20 protein-coding genes are annotated in these 14,769 nt (G+C 48.9%); 9 read left to right on the top strand and 11 right to left on the bottom strand.

The genetic code is table 11. The annotated features are described in order from the left end of the window. Window positions 1-13: 13 nt before the first annotated feature. Together ACP3TC_RS12375 and rluE are read right to left on the bottom strand one after the other, a co-directional pair. Entirely contained in the window at window positions 14-487 is a 474-nt protein-coding gene (locus ACP3TC_RS12375; protein ID WP_313857082.1) for an NUDIX hydrolase, read from the bottom strand. Between the two features lie 51 nt (window positions 488-538). After that, on the bottom strand, window positions 539-1,195 hold the full coding sequence (gene rluE, locus ACP3TC_RS12370) for a 23S rRNA pseudouridine(2457) synthase RluE (protein ID WP_426816556.1): 657 nt from the start codon (window positions 1,193-1,195) through the stop codon (window positions 539-541). 101 nt (window positions 1,196-1,296) lie between these two features. On the opposite strand from rluE, the gene icd reads away from it, so the two are divergent. Both icd and ACP3TC_RS12360 read left to right on the top strand, forming a co-directional pair. Beyond that, entirely contained in the window at window positions 1,297-2,547 is a 1,251-nt protein-coding gene (gene icd, locus ACP3TC_RS12365) for an NADP-dependent isocitrate dehydrogenase (RefSeq protein WP_313857085.1), read from the top strand. Between the two features lie 275 nt (window positions 2,548-2,822). Continuing rightward, window positions 2,823-2,948, top strand: coding sequence for a hypothetical protein (locus tag ACP3TC_RS12360; RefSeq protein WP_313857086.1), 126 nt, complete (start codon window positions 2,823-2,825; stop codon window positions 2,946-2,948). A 50-nt stretch (window positions 2,949-2,998) separates the two neighbouring features. On the opposite strand, the gene ACP3TC_RS12355 is transcribed toward ACP3TC_RS12360, so the two are convergent. Further along, window positions 2,999-3,319, bottom strand: coding sequence for a hypothetical protein (locus ACP3TC_RS12355; RefSeq protein WP_313857088.1), 321 nt, complete (start codon window positions 3,317-3,319; stop codon window positions 2,999-3,001). 268 nt (window positions 3,320-3,587) lie between these two features. On the opposite strand from ACP3TC_RS12355, the gene ACP3TC_RS12350 reads away from it, so the two are divergent. Next, window positions 3,588-4,136 (top strand): hypothetical protein, encoded by a 549-nt coding sequence (locus ACP3TC_RS12350; RefSeq protein ID WP_426816555.1) that lies wholly within the window; start codon window positions 3,588-3,590, stop codon window positions 4,134-4,136. Between the two features lie 43 nt (window positions 4,137-4,179). Here ACP3TC_RS12350 and ACP3TC_RS12345 read toward each other — a convergent pair whose 3' ends face one another. Continuing rightward, entirely contained in the window at window positions 4,180-5,454 is a 1,275-nt protein-coding gene (locus ACP3TC_RS12345) for a cytosine permease (RefSeq protein WP_426816554.1), read from the bottom strand. 290 nt (window positions 5,455-5,744) lie between these two features. Further along, the gene (locus tag ACP3TC_RS12340) at window positions 5,745-5,924 is read right to left on the bottom strand and encodes a DUF2158 domain-containing protein (protein ID WP_313857091.1); all 180 of its coding nucleotides are present in this window, start codon (window positions 5,922-5,924) and stop codon (window positions 5,745-5,747) included. Window positions 5,925-6,061: 137 nt separating this feature from the next. Between ACP3TC_RS12340 and ACP3TC_RS12335 the strand changes: the two genes are divergently transcribed. Together ACP3TC_RS12335 and ACP3TC_RS12330 are read left to right on the top strand one after the other, a co-directional pair. Continuing rightward, complete coding sequence (locus ACP3TC_RS12335) at window positions 6,062-6,493, top strand: OsmC family protein (RefSeq protein WP_313857092.1); 432 nt, start codon at window positions 6,062-6,064, stop codon at window positions 6,491-6,493. Between the two features lie 483 nt (window positions 6,494-6,976). Further along, a complete protein-coding gene (locus tag ACP3TC_RS12330; RefSeq protein ID WP_313857094.1) occupies window positions 6,977-7,153 on the top strand; it encodes a hypothetical protein in 177 nt (58 codons plus the stop codon). 59 nt (window positions 7,154-7,212) lie between these two features. Here the strand turns inward: ACP3TC_RS12330 and ACP3TC_RS12325 are convergent, their stop codons facing one another. From ACP3TC_RS12325 to ACP3TC_RS12315, 3 genes are all read right to left on the bottom strand, one after another. Beyond that, window positions 7,213-7,470: a biofilm development regulator YmgB/AriR family protein gene (locus tag ACP3TC_RS12325; RefSeq protein WP_313857095.1), complete on the bottom strand. Its 258-nt coding sequence runs from the start codon at window positions 7,468-7,470 to the stop codon at window positions 7,213-7,215. Between the two features lie 311 nt (window positions 7,471-7,781). Beyond that, window positions 7,782-8,117: a hypothetical protein gene (locus ACP3TC_RS12320; protein ID WP_313857097.1), complete on the bottom strand. Its 336-nt coding sequence runs from the start codon at window positions 8,115-8,117 to the stop codon at window positions 7,782-7,784. A gap of 103 nt (window positions 8,118-8,220) precedes the next feature. Further along, window positions 8,221-8,553 (bottom strand): hypothetical protein, encoded by a 333-nt coding sequence (locus ACP3TC_RS12315; RefSeq protein ID WP_426816553.1) that lies wholly within the window; start codon window positions 8,551-8,553, stop codon window positions 8,221-8,223. 239 nt (window positions 8,554-8,792) lie between these two features. Here ACP3TC_RS12315 and ACP3TC_RS12310 point away from each other — a divergent pair, with 239 nt between their 5' ends. The 3 genes from ACP3TC_RS12310 (at window position 8,793) to ACP3TC_RS12300 (ending at window position 10,534) form a co-directional block, all read left to right on the top strand. Continuing rightward, window positions 8,793-9,017: a YgdI/YgdR family lipoprotein gene (locus ACP3TC_RS12310; protein WP_313857100.1), complete on the top strand. Its 225-nt coding sequence runs from the start codon at window positions 8,793-8,795 to the stop codon at window positions 9,015-9,017. Between the two features lie 393 nt (window positions 9,018-9,410). Continuing rightward, the gene (locus ACP3TC_RS12305; RefSeq protein ID WP_313857101.1) at window positions 9,411-9,821 is read left to right on the top strand and encodes a GNAT family N-acetyltransferase; all 411 of its coding nucleotides are present in this window, start codon (window positions 9,411-9,413) and stop codon (window positions 9,819-9,821) included. Window positions 9,822-9,847: 26 nt separating this feature from the next. After that, window positions 9,848-10,534 carry a helix-turn-helix transcriptional regulator gene (locus tag ACP3TC_RS12300; protein WP_313857102.1) on the top strand — a complete coding sequence of 229 codons (687 nt, stop codon included), beginning with the start codon at window positions 9,848-9,850 and terminating at the stop codon, window positions 10,532-10,534. A 113-nt stretch (window positions 10,535-10,647) separates the two neighbouring features. On the opposite strand, the gene dld is transcribed toward ACP3TC_RS12300, so the two are convergent. Then, window positions 10,648-12,342, bottom strand: a complete 1,695-nt coding sequence (gene dld, locus ACP3TC_RS12295; RefSeq protein ID WP_313857103.1) for a D-lactate dehydrogenase — start codon at window positions 12,340-12,342, stop codon at window positions 10,648-10,650. 163 nt (window positions 12,343-12,505) lie between these two features. Between dld and ACP3TC_RS12290 the strand changes: the two genes are divergently transcribed. Next, entirely contained in the window at window positions 12,506-13,528 is a 1,023-nt protein-coding gene (locus ACP3TC_RS12290) for an alpha/beta fold hydrolase (protein WP_426816552.1), read from the top strand. 34 nt (window positions 13,529-13,562) lie between these two features. Here the strand turns inward: ACP3TC_RS12290 and ACP3TC_RS12285 are convergent, their stop codons facing one another. Both ACP3TC_RS12285 and ACP3TC_RS12280 read right to left on the bottom strand, forming a co-directional pair. Continuing rightward, window positions 13,563-14,285 carry a dienelactone hydrolase family protein gene (locus ACP3TC_RS12285; RefSeq protein ID WP_426816551.1) on the bottom strand — a complete coding sequence of 241 codons (723 nt, stop codon included), beginning with the start codon at window positions 14,283-14,285 and terminating at the stop codon, window positions 13,563-13,565. Window positions 14,286-14,486: 201 nt separating this feature from the next. Further along, window positions 14,487-14,699 carry a KTSC domain-containing protein gene (locus ACP3TC_RS12280; protein WP_426816550.1) on the bottom strand — a complete coding sequence of 71 codons (213 nt, stop codon included), beginning with the start codon at window positions 14,697-14,699 and terminating at the stop codon, window positions 14,487-14,489. Between the last annotated feature and the right edge of the window lie 70 nt (window positions 14,700-14,769).

The raw sequence follows: 14,769 nt of genomic DNA, 5'->3' as shown, positions 1-14,769 counted from the left end.
GCGGCATATTCTATCACGCGTCGCCGACTGGCGCACCCTCGCAAAACGGCCATTGAAACGCCTGCAATAACGTCAACGGATAACGCTCGCCCGTTTGCCAGATTCGTACGCTCTCCGCCACCAGTGGTGAACGAAGATTATCGGCCAGCAGAATTTGCTGTGGCGTCAGCCACCAGCAGCGATCAATATCATCATCCTGCGGCGCGGTTGCCAGCCGGGAGGGCAAATCGAGGGTAAAAAGAAAACGTAAAAACGGCGTGTTATCGGGTGCAATCCATTGATGTACCCGCAGCAGCGCCGCGGGCGACGCCTGAATACCGGTCTCTTCGAACAGTTCGCGTTCAGCGGCCTCAATCAGAGTTTCATTCGCCTCAAGATGACCGGCAGGTTGGTTCCAGGTAGCGACACCGTTAATCGTCTCTTCCACCACCAATAATTGACCCTCGGCGTGTACCAGGCAGGCGACGGTAACATTAGGTTTAAACATAGGATTCTCCGCAATTGTTAACCGCAGGTTATGAGATTATCGACGTCAACACTAAAGTTTCGCGCTGATATCGCGCCATTCACCGCAGGCTAAATTATCCAGCTGAATCGAGCCGATGGCGAAGCGAATCAGCCGCAAGGTCGGGAAGCCAATATGAGCCGTCATTCGCCGCACCTGACGGTTGCGCCCTTCATGCAGCGTCACTTTTAACCAGCTGGTGGGAATGGCTTTTCGTTCGCGAATCGGAGGTTGACGCGGCCATAACCAGTCGGGCTGATCGACCAATTCGATGTCAGCGGGCAATGTCGGGCCATCTTTCAAAGTCACCCCTGCGCGCAGCGGCTGTAGATCGCTCTCCTGCGGTGCGCCCTCGACCTGAACATAATAAATTTTTCCGGTGCGTTTGCCCGGCTGCGTCAGCTTTGCTTGCAGCGCGCCATCGTTGGTCAGCACCATCAGTCCTTCGCTGTCGCGGTCGAGACGCCCGGCTGCGTAGACATCAGTGACCGGCACGTAATCTTTCAGCGTGGCGCGGCCTGCTTCATCAGTAAACTGAGGCAACACGTCATAGGGTTTGTTGAACACAATGACGCGGCGCGGGCCTTTAGCGGCGTTTTTCGCCGCAGCAGGGCGGCTGAATCGTTTAACGCGGTGATTCTTAACGGGAGTTTTCAGCATGGTCTTTGCAGTTTGTGGCAATAAGCGCATTATAACGCAAAGCTGTGGTGATTGGCGCGGAGTTAATATTCAAGTAGTATTGACGCGCATCTTACAAATCATTAACAAAAAAGCGCTCGAAGGAGAGGTTAATGGAAAGCAAAGTAGTTGTTCCGGCGGAAGGTCAAAAAATCACCCTGGATCAGGGAAAACTGGTGGTTCCAAACAATCCTATCATTCCTTTTATCGAAGGTGATGGTATTGGGGTTGATGTTTCACCAGTGATGATCAAAGTGGTTGATGCCGCTGTGCAGAAAGCCTACAACGGCGAGCGAAAAATCTCCTGGATGGAAATCTATACCGGTGAGAAATCTACCGAGCTGTATGGTCCGGATGTCTGGTTGCCAGAAGAAACTCTCGACCTGATTAAAGAGTACCGCGTTGCCATTAAAGGCCCGCTGACCACCCCGGTCGGTGGCGGTATTCGTTCTCTGAACGTTGCCCTGCGTCAACAGCTCGATCTTTATATCTGTCTGCGTCCGGTACGCTACTATCAGGGCACACCAAGCCCGGTTAAGCGTCCAGAAGATACCGATATGGTGATCTTCCGCGAAAACTCTGAAGATATCTATGCGGGTATCGAATGGAAAGCGGGCTCTGCTGAAGCAGACAAAGTGATCAAGTTCCTGAAAGACGAAATGGGCGTGAAGAAAATTCGCTTCCCTGAGCAGTGTGGTATCGGTATTAAGCCGTGCTCAGAAGAGGGAACTAAACGTCTGGTGCGTGCGGCGATTGAGTATGCGATCACTAACGATCGTGACTCGGTTACTCTGGTGCACAAAGGCAACATCATGAAATTCACCGAAGGTGCATTTAAAGATTGGGGTTACCAGCTGGCTCGTGACGAGTTTGGTGGTGAGCTGATCGACGGCGGCCCGTGGGTGAAAATCAAGAACCCTAACAACGGTAAAGAGATCGTCATCAAAGACGTGATCGCCGATGCATTCCTGCAGCAGATTCTGCTGCGTCCGGCTGAGTATGACGTTATTGCCTGTATGAACCTGAACGGTGACTACATTTCTGATGCGCTGGCCGCTCAGGTTGGTGGTATCGGTATCGCACCGGGAGCCAATATCGGTGACGAATGTGCGCTGTTCGAAGCGACGCACGGTACTGCACCTAAGTATGCGGGCCAGGACAAAGTGAACCCAGGTTCAGTTATCCTGTCGGCAGAAATGATGTTGCGTCATATGGAATGGTTCGAAGCGGCCGACCTGATCGTTAAAGGTATGGAAGGCGCCATCGCGGCGAAAACCGTAACTTACGATTTCGAACGTCTGATGGACGGCGCTAAGCTACTGAAATCCTCAGAGTTTGGCGATGCAATGATTAAGCATATGTAATCACGCATCATCCGAAATATTTCACGGCAGTTAACGCTGCCGTGAATTTTATCCCTGCCAACTATTTCTTCTGCAAATCTGCAGCAAAACAATTCATAAACTCACCGCGTTAAATTCTTAAGGCAAGCCATTTATTGCAAGGCACTGCCATTCTTCGCATTGCTCCTGACAGCAGAATAAGAACAGATCGACAAAGCCTGCCAGAGACATTAATAACAATCTGGTTATTCTTTTCTATACTTTATTGACACCCTACAAAGTTAATGGAGTCAGACATGAGCCAACAGCACAAAGATAAAGACGATTTACCGGCAGGCGGAGCGCCGAACGAAGAGGGCGAAATTCCCAGAAAGCGCGATGACAGCGAAGACGATAAAAAAGATCCGTTTAAAGCCGACTAAATTTTCGTCGCCAGACGCAGCAGAGCGGGCGTCTGGCGATGATGCTAATCCTACGAAATATTTACTACCGCGCCTGGCGTATTCAGTAATCCGAACAGCTGCTCCTGGCTGGCATGCGTAGCCTCCGTTGTCACGGCAGCACTACTGTAATGCAGTGCATGAATTCTTCCCAGTTGTCGCCAGACAAGGATTGCTGAAACTATTAGTGAGCAATTTTTATCGCCGGGTATACACAGCAAGGTGTAGTGCCATTGTTCATCAAGTTCATTGGAAAAAAACTGGATACTTTCAGCAGGCAGCAGCGCGCGCAGATCGGGAAGCAGAAACTCGCTGACAGGCCAAGAGAGTCGCAATGTTAATCTGTTCTGCATATAAAAAGGAGTCTCCGACTGCCGATAATAAATGATGGATTTTAAGCTGCACTATCACTCTGTCTTAAATGAAAGGCTGGAAATCTACGGTGTCGTGCCAGCCGATTTCTGCCGTTGCGTAAAATCCGAAATTTGAGCTTTTTTTAAAAGTTAAACGCCTGGCGTGATGCTAGTTTATCAGTATTTAAACAGCAGAGCAGGTATGACTATGCCAATCAGTTCAGTCAATAATTACTCAAATCCAAATGTGTTACTTAATGTATACAGTATGAGCAATCGTCAGGAAACAGGCAACAAAGGTTTTCCCTGGCCAAACAACGTGAAAAATGTACCGGTGGATTTACAGGTTATGCAAAAAGAGTCCTTGCTTAACCGTGAGATCAGAAAGACGCCAACGCTGCTTATTACCAGTAATATCGAGCATATGCCCAGCCGAAATCATCGTTTTATGGCGATTGGTGCGGCCGTCACCGCGGTAGTTAATTTTGCCGGATGGCAGAATATAGCGGATAAATGTCATGCTATACCCTTTGCGGCAAACAAAATGGAGGCGATTTGTACAAATAATTCGACGGGCCATGATAAATCAGTGGTCAATATTAAGCGCGGAATGGAATTTGTTAAAGGATTGACGGATATAACCAAAGAGGGCGATGCTAAATTGTACAACGCCGGACTCAGCGCAGGGCTTGAAATATTAAAAGTCGAACCGGATATGTCGAAACTCAATGAATTCTCGCGACTCTTTTTGAATCGCGAACAGGCTAAAGCTCTGGCCGATAGAGGAGGCAGTGCGGAACCAGTAGTGACGTCATAATCTGCTCAAGGTGCTGTCCGCCATTGGCGGACAGCACCGGTTCTCAATGCATTAATGTTTTCAGTTTACTTAATAAATAATAGAGTGCCCCTGCAATTACCAGCGAGTTGAGTGTCGGTACTCCAGCCGTAATCATTATTCCTGCAGCGCTTCCTGCTGCACATGAAATCACCGCCAGCCAGCCAATAACCGGAGTTGAATCCGGTAAGATACCGTTTTCCCGGCTGCGATCCAGCACGCTACGGTGGTTACGCAAAATATAGTAGTCAACCATCATTACGCTGATAATCGGTGGAATAATAACCCCCAGCAAACTGAGAAAATCAGCATAGTGCTCCAGTATTCCCAAAACCGACAGCAATGTTCCGACAGACCCGATAACCAGGGTGGTGGTTGAGTATTTCAGTTTCTTACCGAAAACCCCTTCGACGGCATTGGTGATACCCAATGACGATGAGTAAAGATTAATATCATTAACGCGCAGGGTAGAAAATACCACCACTAACAGGCCAATGCCGCCGGCGGTTTGTGCCATCATGGTGACGACATCAGCCGTCCCCAGCGTTTTGGCAATCAGTATTGCCAGCCCATTGACGATATACTGGCTGACAAGAATGGTCAGCAGCGTAATATTAAACACCTGTTTTTTATTGCGTGAATAGCGCGTCAGATCCGGCGTGATCAGGCTGGCGATTATCGCGCCGCCGACCACCATCGTAATACCTTCACTGAGAGAAAGCGGCTCTCCAACTGGCGGCTGGGCGATGATTTCAGTGGTATTGATTCCGCTTAAGGTAGTAAATGAAATAAAGGCCACCAGCATAATAAACATCGGCACCGCAATGCGCGCGGTAAAGCGTAATGCCCGAAAGCCAAATGCCACCAGGATTGTCAGAAAAATACCGGTCAGGCTGGCAGACAGAATAAACCCAAGCTTGCCTTGTAGCGCAAAATCAAGTGAGCGGGCAAATATCGCATTCTGGATACCAAACCAGCCGAGTAAACAGATGGCGATGACCAGCCCAACCAACACTGAACCGATGCGACCAAAGCCGCACCAGCGAGCCAGCAGGCTACCGGATACGCCCTCGCGCATTCCGGCCAGCCCCAGACCCAAAGTGGCGACAGCGAAGATCAAGCTACCTGCTGATATGGCAATAAACGCTTCGCCAAGGGTCATTCTGTGGCCCAGTACTGCGCCCAGCATAAATTGGTCCAGTGCGGTCAGCATACCAAGATGAATTATCGCCACGCTTAAAAATGAAACTCTTTTATTCTGAGGCACACGACTTAACGGATAATCTTCAATTTTTACCATCGTACTCTTCCTTGAGTGAGTTCAGATTGTCAGGAAAAACATCCTAATAAGGCTAATTATTTCCGTGCATTTAATTAAATTGACAGCATAGTAGATAAAAGCATATTGATTAAATCTACTAATGCTTATATATACCGATAATGTTGCGAGGCAACAACACTTTTCCCCTGGCGGGGGCGTTAAATAATAAAAAACCTGAACGCGTTCAGAAAAAACTGGCTGCCTGCTAATGCGCCAGCGCTACCAGGGCCATTCTGAAAAATTGATTTTTCAGATGGCCCATCTGTTAATCAGCAGACGCCAAAGTCGCCATCTTCTTGATAATGATTGACTGAGTCGGCCGCGACCTTGATTTCTTTCTTCGTTGCATCATCGATACGCGCGCACCACAGGCTATCTCCCTCAACTTGCAGCACCACCATTTTCGGACCACCGGTTTTAGACTGAACGATATCTTCGGGTTTAAACATCACTTTTCTCCACAGGTTGACTGTTTTATTAACGGCCAGCTATGGCCGTTTTGCAAGTTCAACTGGTTAAATATTCACCAGCGCATCACTGAAAGTTTTCTATACTGGTTGTTCATGCAGAAAAACCGGAGGACAACATGACCATTCATAAAAAAGGACAGGCTCACTGGGAAGGTAATATCAAGCAAGGTAAGGGTTACATTTCCACCGAGAGCGGAGCGCTTGAACAGCAGCCGTATGGCTTTAACACCCGCTTTGAGGGCAAGGCTGGCACCAATCCCGAGGAACTGATCGCCGCGGCACACTCTGCCTGTTTTTCAATGGCGTTATCTCTGATGCTGGGTGAAGAAGGTTTCGTGCCGGAAAGTATCGACACGACAGCTGATGTGTCGCTCGATAAGGTCGACGGTGGCTTTGCTATCAGCAAAGTGGCGTTAAAAAGCCAGGTTAAATTACCCGGAATCGATGACGCAACCTTCGATAAAATTATCAACCAGGCGAAAGCCGGTTGCCCGGTCTCTAAGCTGCTTAAGGCTGAGATAACGCTTGAGTATCAGCTGGATAATTAATTGACTCAGTGGCTTTGATGGCAAAGGATTACAGTTGCCAGTCAGGTCTCATGCTCCGGCGATAGTTTCCGCTGCCGGAGCGTGCATTGAGCGGAAATTGATATCGGCAACATGCAGCGACTGATAATATCGTTGATAACTCTTCACTCTGCTAATCCGGTCAAAATTGATGAAAATTATTCCGGAATTTATTAAACATCATTACTGTAATAATGTTTATTCATGCCGTACTGCGGCATATCTTGCAAAACTCACCAATGAGAATATTCTGACACTGACAGGAGAGTGACAGCATTGCAGGCAATGCGCTTCTGAATCAACCTCCGTCGGCACCGTATTCAGCGATTAAGGTTGAATTTTTACTCTGACGGATGGGGAAAAGAGTGCTGAGCGGTATCAGGCATTGTCCTGGCCAGGCGTCTACTGCATGATCGCCAGGTTATTGATCGGCAGGGACGTTATTAATAACAAATGGAGCTTGTTATGTCGAAAATAGATAATAATCCTCTTATTTCGCCGGTTTTTCGCGCATTCGATAATGACGCGAACAGCATTAAAGGCGAGGTTTACAACGCCATTCGTCGCACCGCCAATCGCCCCTTTACCATTAGTTTGAGTCCGGCGGAGCCACCTCCTTCTACCAACACCAAACCTGGTTGATTCAAAACTGATAACTGTACAAGCCAGGCGGATGATATCCAGCCTGGCGTCCGGCAACATCAGGCCAGAATATCGTCTGGCGTGCGCTGTACCACTATCTCCAAAGCCTGACGATAGATATCAAGCATCACTCTATCCTGTTCGGTTTCCAGTTTTTCCCGTAATTTCAGGATAACCACTTTATTATTGGCTGAGTGCTGGCTCACGGCATACTCATCCCTATTTCCGGCGGTAACCTTTGATTTACTGTGATGCAGATCGTCTGACTGAATAAAATTTCCGGCGATATTTGCAGGGCTGACGTCTTTTTTGTGCATGTGTAGAGCCTCTTGAATATTGTTTTTGGCCGATAAGCTGCAGGATAAAACCGGAACGAGTTATTCGAACTGCATAATGACAAATAAAAAATATCGCCGGGCAATCCTTGTGCTGACAAGGCGGGAAGTAATCAGAAAAATTAGCGTGCGTTAAATAAGTTAATGCGCACTAAACTTATACAGAGAAGTGAATTTTGTACAACTGTGGTTTGATCATTTCGTGCGGTAAAAGATGCAGCAGGGGAGGTCTCAAGAAGTAATCCGGGTTGCCGCCACTCATCAGCGAGCCGACGGCAGCGGCACTCATCCGGTCACTTACAGGTGTAAGTGACCATCTGATTTTTGGGTGAATCGATCAGGCAGAAGCGATTGTCTGACAGCCGTTGTGCCAGATAGCCTTCGCGCGTCACTGCGGCGGGCAGATAAAGTGTGCGATCGCTGGTTTTAAGCGTACCACTATCAATTTTGGTCTGTGAGGTGGTGACGGTAAAAGAGTTAAACCGGTCTATCACTAACGCCTGCGTCTGGCCCAATGGCTGACCGGATAAACTTTCCACCTTACCGACACACTGCTTGCCCTGATAGTCCGTCGAGCAGCCTGCCAGTGCGATTGCGCCAGCCAAAACAGTTAACCGAAACAGCCTCATGATTACATTCCTTATTAAATCAGAACCTCACAAGGTAAAGCGTAGCGGATAAATGGCGCCTTATCTAAACCGTTTGAGGCCAGAGTACGGCAAAGCTGCGTGTTTAACCTGTCAACGGGCATTTGATCGTTTTCAGTGCCTCAAGCTGACTCAGTCTCTCGTTAGCTGAATGACTGGCGTGATTTTTAGCGATCCCGTTGCCGATACCAAAATCCAGCATAAAACCGATCACCGTTAGCGTGCTGAACGCCCCGGTTTGCGTTATTTCCTGTTGGGTGCTGTGCATTTTGGCGATTTCAGCCTCGGTGGCAGGGCAGTCCAGCGCAGCCGATTCCTGTGTCGTGAGCGGTGTTGATTTCGGATAGTGTTTTAATGCGCAGCCGGACAATAGGATGGTGATAATGACCATTTTTATTGCTTGATTCATCTTTAACATCGTTCTGCTACTTATGCCAGTGAGGGCCAGGTTATCGGCGGTTTTGTCCGTAACGTATATCCGCATAATAGCGCGAGACGTTAAGCGGCAAACCCAATATTTGATACTGGTGCGAGACAATCACTGTTCTCGGAATTATCTGTAAAACAAAGTGTTGCGCATCAATACCTAAACCAAAGTTGTGTGACAGGCTACCCTTAACAGGAACCTAAAGACGGACCCACGACATGGAGTTATAGATGAAAAAGACAATTTTAGCCGCTTCAGCCATTGCTATCGGCCTGTTCCTTAGCGGCTGTGCCAATGATCATATCATGCACACCAATGATGGCCGCACGATTGTTGCTGACGGTAAACCACAGGTGGACAGCGATACCGGTATGATTACCTATAAAGATGCCCAGGGTAAAGAGCAGCAGATTAATCGTTCAGAAATCAAAGAGATGTCTGAGTTCGGCGGATAATCCCGCAATAAAACAGACTACCTGGCATTGTCGGGTAGTCTGCTCCCGATCTGACTTCCTGCCTGATAATGTTCCCTTTGTTACGCGTTTTCCTACTGACAAGCCGGGTTCAATCACCCCTGTCTGATCTTATAAACGCTATTAAAAAAGAGGATTCCCTGGTGAGCCTCTGGTGTGGCGTAATATTGTAATAATTAGACTGATAAGCTTTTCTTATGAAAAGGGTTGTAGCTTTTGCCCAATCCCTGTATATCTTTAAGCATAATCACTGCTGACCAATTCTGGAAGGGGTGGTATTCCCTCTTGAAAATCTGCTGAAAAAAAACCAAGTGAATTAAATGCTTATAAAATAGTTTGTTCCCTAAAAGCTAACTTAACCAGTATGGTACGGAAATGAAAATTAACATTACCGACATGCCTGATCCTAAAGACGAAGTGTTTGTTATCTCCAGCCTTTGGGCGCATAACGATACCATTGATAAAGTTGATATTCGTCCGCTGTTCCTGACCTTCACTGACGACACTCAACACATTATAGCGGGTTTGGTGGCGCGCACCTGGTGGGGTGGGCTTGAGGTGCAATATTTGTGGGTTGATAAAGCATACCGGCAAAGTGGGCTGGGTCATCAGCTGATGAAACAGGCCGAAGCTGAAGCCATTAAACGCGATTGCCACATGGCGTATGTCGATACTTTCAGTTTTCAGGCCAAAGGGTTTTATGAAAAGTTGGGATATCAGGCTTACGGAAAATTAGCTGAATATGCTCATAAACATACGCGTCATTATTTAGCGAAAAATTTGTAATCAGTCTTCGATACTGCGAGGTGGGAATGGACTCTTCTCAAAAGAACACGATCTATTTTAATACGCTGATTGCCATGACTGAACATCTTGATGAGCCATGGGGAATAAAGGATTTAGCATCGCGTCATCTCTATATGAATCAGGCCGCTTTTCGTTATACCCACACGCCTGTCAGCTTTGAAATAGAGGGCAGGCTTGATGAAGAGTTTCCAGCCGACTGGACTGACTGCGCGGAAGCGATGATTGAGCACGATAAGAAAACTGAGCTGATGCAGAGCAGGGTGACGGTAATTGAGACACATTACTGGTATGGCAGAGATTCGCTGATGCCATTTATCTGTGAGAAATTACCAATATTTAATGATGAAAAACAAGTTATTGGCGTATTGTGGAATGCGAAACCTCTCAACACATTATCACCGCTGATTTATATCAATCAGCAAAAACCGAGCGTGCTGACCACCGAAGTCCCTGACAGCATTTTTACGCGTGCAGAGCTGGATATCATCTTTCTTATGCTGCAACGGTTATCGACAAAAGAGATGGCAATTATTTACAATATCAGCCCAAAAACCATCGAAAATCGCGTCTATAGCATTTATCAAAAAGCGGAAGTTCACACCCTGCGCCAGTTTGAGGAATACTGCAAAGAAGCCAGCTTAAATAATTACATTCCCGATCGCCTGATGGAAAAAGGCGTGCTGTTTATTTAATTAACGCTCAGGCAACGAAAATAGCGCTAAAAATTAAGCTTAATCGCGGGGCTTATCGCTGATGCCTGCCCCTCCTCTGAGCGCCGTGCGCCGCAGGGGAGGGGGTGATATGATTATTGCCAGAATTTCTTCTTACTGGTTTTACCAATGCCGGGGTTGCAGCTGTTGGTTGGATCGAGATGGCGCATATGCTGCTCATACTCTCCCGATGCATGATACAGGTGGCCGACATTGTGCTCGGCAGGGTAGCGAGCGCCGCGCTGATCAAGATACTCCAGCACCTGATGCTTAAACTGTTGTGCATCGACGCCTGGTTTCAGAATGTAGTCCTGATGATTCACAAAGCAGAAAAAATGGCCGCAGCAGGAGTCTTCCAGCACCTGCGCCTGTAGTTCTGGCGGCAAAGTGATGCGCCACTGGCTGTCATTGCGGCGCAGCGCCACATCAAAGGCGATCAGCCGTTGATCGGCACTGATGCCATGATAGTCGCAGTATGAGATGGTGCAGCCACCGACGCCAAAACGCACCAGAAACGCATCTTTTTCCTCGCGGGGGTCACACCGGAAAAACTGTCCCGACTTTGTAGCGAAGAACTGACTGAGCAGGTTTTGCAGTTCAGCTGCGTGACGTGCATCCGCTTTAATCATCAGATGATGTTCGAAGCGGTCACGATAATCGAGGATCCGTTTCGCCACCATTTTCGGCGTAAGGTTATTCGCCAGTTGCAGCACTTTGTCGACAAAATTAGCAGGCAAAATGCGCAGCTTTTTCACCCGCACATCCCACTTCGCTTTATTGGCCATCAGCGACGGTAACGCTTCCGGGCCGAGCCGGTTTATCGCCCAGTACATATGCTTGGCATAGCGCACGGTAAGATCAAAGGCGTTGCGGTGGATATACTCTGCCTGCAACGGCAGTTCACTTAGGTTTTCCAGCAAATAGCGGCGAAGTTCGACCAACTCGCTCTCATTATTCGTACCAATATAGAAACTGTCGGTGTTATCGCTGGCCTCAAAGGTGGACAATCGCACGGCAAAAACCGCCACTTTACCGGCGCTGCCAGCGCTGTCGTGCAGATACTGCGGGTTACCGTTGTAGCGCGTCGGAGTATCCGCCGCGGTATCGCGGAGAATTGCGGCGTAATCATCGGCCCAGATTTTGCCCTCCCAATCAGCGGCGGTGCCGGTGGTATACTGCTGTTGCTCCAGCCGACGAATCATCTCTTCAGCGCCCGCGCCGAGATCGATGCCGAGGTGGTTTACCAACGATAAACTGCCATCGGGATTAATTTGCGCAAACAGCGATTTTTCGGTGAACGCCGGGCCACGGCGAATCAATGAACCGCCGGAGTTATTACATACGCCGCCGATTACCGACGCGCCAATGCACGAAGAACCAATCACTGAATGTGGCTCTTTATGATGCGGTTTTAGCGCATTTTCCAGCTCGGTCAGAGTACTGCCGGGAAAGGCAATAATCTGCCGGGCATTATCAATCACCTGCACCCCTTTAATACGGCGGGTACTGACAATAATAACCTCTCGATCGTAGTCATTGCCGTCCGGCGTCGAGCCGCCGGTCACTCCGGTATTTGATGCCTGCATCAGAATGATTTTATCGCAGCGGACACACGCCTGCAGCACTTGCCACAGCTGCATCAGCGACTGCGGGATCGCCACTGCCAGCGCCTGACCTTTACCAACGCGAAAACCCTTGGTGTAATAGGCTTTATCATCTTCACGGGTCAACAGCTGGTCATCTGCCAGGATACTGTGCAACTGAGTGAGTATTTCTGAATCCTTCGCCATCAAAACTGCTCCTGAATGAATTAACTTTCACTGTTGTTATTTGCTGCCTTCATCTGAGGGCAGTTCAGTTGCTGCCTGATCTATTGTAACAACGGTGTAACAAGAAAAATGTCGATTAGATGCTAAAATTGCCAGTAACGGCTATTCAAACAAGGGCTTAAACATGCTGAAATTGCGCCACCTGTTGCTGACGGCAACGCTGATAACCTCTGCTGTCGCCGCGCAGTCCACGCCGCAATACGGTGAAGAATTACAAGGTTTCAGCTGGCCCTGGCCACTTCAACATTTCAGTTTTAGCTCGCAAGCTCAGCAGTTGACGATGGGTTATATGGACGTCGCGCCGTCAGGTAAGGCCAACGGCCATACGGTAGTGCTGATGCATGGCAAAAACTTTTGCGGTGCGACCTGGCAACAGACAATTACCGCGTTGACCCGCGTCGGTTATCGGGTAATAGCGCCAGATCAGATTGGTTTTTGTAGTTCGAGCAAACCGGCTTCCTATCAATACAGCTTTCAACAGCTGGCGGAGAATACCCATGCGCTGTTGGCCAAGCTGAATATCCCTAAAGCCATTATTATCGGTCACTCCACCGGCGGCATGCTGGCCACGCGATACAGCCTGATGTATCCGAAAAACGTCGAACAATTGGTGCTGGTCAATCCGATTGGGCTGGAAGACTGGAAAGCGAAAGGCGTGCCGTGGCGCAGTGTTGATCAGTGGTATCAACGCGAGCTTAAGGTCAGTGCGGAAAGTATTAAACAGTATGAGCTGAAAACCTATTACGGCGGCAAGTGGAAGCCGGAATATGACAAGTGGGTAGATATGCTGGCGGGTCTGAACAACGGCCCAGGCAAACAGCGGGTGGCCTGGAATTCGGCGCTGATCTACGACATGATTTTTACACAGCCGGTCTGGTATGAATTTAAAGATTTAGTGACGCCAACCACGCTGATGATCGGCACCGCAGATACTACCGCTATCGGCAGCGATATTGCGTCGGCAGAGGTTAAGGCGCGCCTGGGTCATTATAATCTGTTAGGTAAAGAGGTCGCCGGGATGATTCCCCATGCAAAGCTGATCGCTTTTCCTGGCATGGGACATGCACCGCAGATGGAAGATCCACCGGCCTTTCACCACAAGCTGATTGAGGCGTTAGCAAATCCGCCGCATAAGGAGTGGTTTTAGGCGCGCTCTGACAAAGCTGGCGCGCCCGGTACTATCAGGACATCACTTCATCCAGTAGGTTATACATCGCCTGAAACGCGCGCTGGCTGACTTTAGGATGATACATACTGACGCCTGCCACATTAGCATGCGGATCGGTGAACGAGTGTACTGCGCCACCAAAGCTCAATAGTTGCCAGTCGACGCCAGCGGCAGTCATCTCGGCCGCGAAAGCCGGCAGTTGTTCACGCGGTACCAGCGGATCTGCTGCGCCATCAAGTACCAGCACCGCAGCGCGGATGTTTTTCGCACCATCCGGGTCGGTAGTATCCAGCGTGCCGTGGAATGACAGCGCCGCTTTCAAGGGGGCACCGCTGCGCGCCAGTTCCAGCACGCAGTGTCCGCCAAAGCAGAAGCCGAAGGCGGCGACGTTTTGCGAATCTACCGGCGCATCACTCTGCGCAATCAGCGCATCCAGCGCGGCCTGCATACGCGCACGTTCCTGCGGCTGATCTTTCACCGACTGCATTGCCGCACCCGCCTGTTCGGCATTGGTCGGGCGGACATCAGCGCCGTATAAGTCAGCGATCAGTACGACATAACCTTGTTCCACCACCTGTTTGACCAGCTCAACCGCGTTATCACTGACGCCCATCCAGTTGGGAGCCATCACCAGACCGGGTTGTGACGCCTGCTGGCCGCGCTGATAGACCAGACGCCCCTGTAATGCTTTACCTTGCGCCTGGTAATCAATGTTTTTAACTTCAATATTGCTCATAATGGCCTCTTATTTCGGGCAATGGTTGTGGAATACACTGTTTAACTGCCGCTGATTTTAAACTGCGGGAAAGATAACAACACCTTGATATTGTTATTAAGACGATTAAATTGTTATCAGGCATGTCGTCAGGGCGGGCGAAGCAATTGGCAGAGTAGCGGAGAGGCCAGGCGGCGCTTTCCGCTACTGATTAAATCGACATCAGACTATGCGGTTTGCGGGATAGTGATGCCGGATATTTTCAGCGTAAAATTGTCCTTTTGACTCGGAAGCCATTAGCAGATGGAATACCGTCAGCGGGACCTGCTGGTAACGATAAATATCGCGCTGTTGAAATTCAATTTCCAGTAGCTTGTTTTCCATATCATAAGCAACAGTATGAATTTTTGATGAATTAACACTACGTCGTTTCATAAATAACCCCCTCCTGGCAACCCGACATGGTTATCCTGTGACGTTAGGATGCTTAACGTCGGAATGTTGG

It is taken from the genome of Winslowiella sp. 2C04 (assembly GCF_050037805.1).
Taxonomy (GTDB): Bacteria; Pseudomonadota; Gammaproteobacteria; order Enterobacterales; family Enterobacteriaceae; genus Erwinia; species Erwinia toletana_A.
Note: the sequence above shows the minus strand (reverse complement) of the source record. Positions and strands in the feature narration are given on the sequence as shown.

Excerpts from the sequence above, each read along its gene's own strand:
- ACP3TC_RS12375 (WP_313857082.1), bottom strand. The coding sequence starts at position 487 with ATGTTTAAACCTAATGTTACCGTCGCCTGCCTGGTACACGCCGAGGGT.
- rluE (WP_426816556.1), bottom strand. The coding sequence starts at position 1,195 with ATGCGCTTATTGCCACAAACTGCAAAGACCATGCTGAAAACTCCCGTT.
- icd (WP_313857085.1), top strand. The coding sequence starts at position 1,297 with ATGGAAAGCAAAGTAGTTGTTCCGGCGGAAGGTCAAAAAATCACCCTG.
- ACP3TC_RS12360 (WP_313857086.1), top strand. The coding sequence starts at position 2,823 with ATGAGCCAACAGCACAAAGATAAAGACGATTTACCGGCAGGCGGAGCG.
- ACP3TC_RS12355 (WP_313857088.1), bottom strand. The coding sequence starts at position 3,319 with ATGCAGAACAGATTAACATTGCGACTCTCTTGGCCTGTCAGCGAGTTT.
- ACP3TC_RS12350 (WP_426816555.1), top strand. The coding sequence starts at position 3,588 with ATGAGCAATCGTCAGGAAACAGGCAACAAAGGTTTTCCCTGGCCAAAC.
- ACP3TC_RS12345 (WP_426816554.1), bottom strand. The coding sequence starts at position 5,454 with ATGGTAAAAATTGAAGATTATCCGTTAAGTCGTGTGCCTCAGAATAAA.
- ACP3TC_RS12340 (WP_313857091.1), bottom strand. The coding sequence starts at position 5,924 with ATGTTTAAACCCGAAGATATCGTTCAGTCTAAAACCGGTGGTCCGAAA.
- ACP3TC_RS12335 (WP_313857092.1), top strand. The coding sequence starts at position 6,062 with ATGACCATTCATAAAAAAGGACAGGCTCACTGGGAAGGTAATATCAAG.
- ACP3TC_RS12330 (WP_313857094.1), top strand. The coding sequence starts at position 6,977 with ATGTCGAAAATAGATAATAATCCTCTTATTTCGCCGGTTTTTCGCGCA.
- ACP3TC_RS12325 (WP_313857095.1), bottom strand. The coding sequence starts at position 7,470 with ATGCACAAAAAAGACGTCAGCCCTGCAAATATCGCCGGAAATTTTATT.
- ACP3TC_RS12320 (WP_313857097.1), bottom strand. The coding sequence starts at position 8,117 with ATGAGGCTGTTTCGGTTAACTGTTTTGGCTGGCGCAATCGCACTGGCA.
- ACP3TC_RS12315 (WP_426816553.1), bottom strand. The coding sequence starts at position 8,553 with ATGTTAAAGATGAATCAAGCAATAAAAATGGTCATTATCACCATCCTA.
- ACP3TC_RS12310 (WP_313857100.1), top strand. The coding sequence starts at position 8,793 with ATGAAAAAGACAATTTTAGCCGCTTCAGCCATTGCTATCGGCCTGTTC.
- ACP3TC_RS12305 (WP_313857101.1), top strand. The coding sequence starts at position 9,411 with ATGAAAATTAACATTACCGACATGCCTGATCCTAAAGACGAAGTGTTT.
- ACP3TC_RS12300 (WP_313857102.1), top strand. The coding sequence starts at position 9,848 with ATGGACTCTTCTCAAAAGAACACGATCTATTTTAATACGCTGATTGCC.
- dld (WP_313857103.1), bottom strand. The coding sequence starts at position 12,342 with ATGGCGAAGGATTCAGAAATACTCACTCAGTTGCACAGTATCCTGGCA.
- ACP3TC_RS12290 (WP_426816552.1), top strand. The coding sequence starts at position 12,506 with ATGCTGAAATTGCGCCACCTGTTGCTGACGGCAACGCTGATAACCTCT.
- ACP3TC_RS12285 (WP_426816551.1), bottom strand. The coding sequence starts at position 14,285 with ATGAGCAATATTGAAGTTAAAAACATTGATTACCAGGCGCAAGGTAAA.
- ACP3TC_RS12280 (WP_426816550.1), bottom strand. The coding sequence starts at position 14,699 with ATGAAACGACGTAGTGTTAATTCATCAAAAATTCATACTGTTGCTTAT.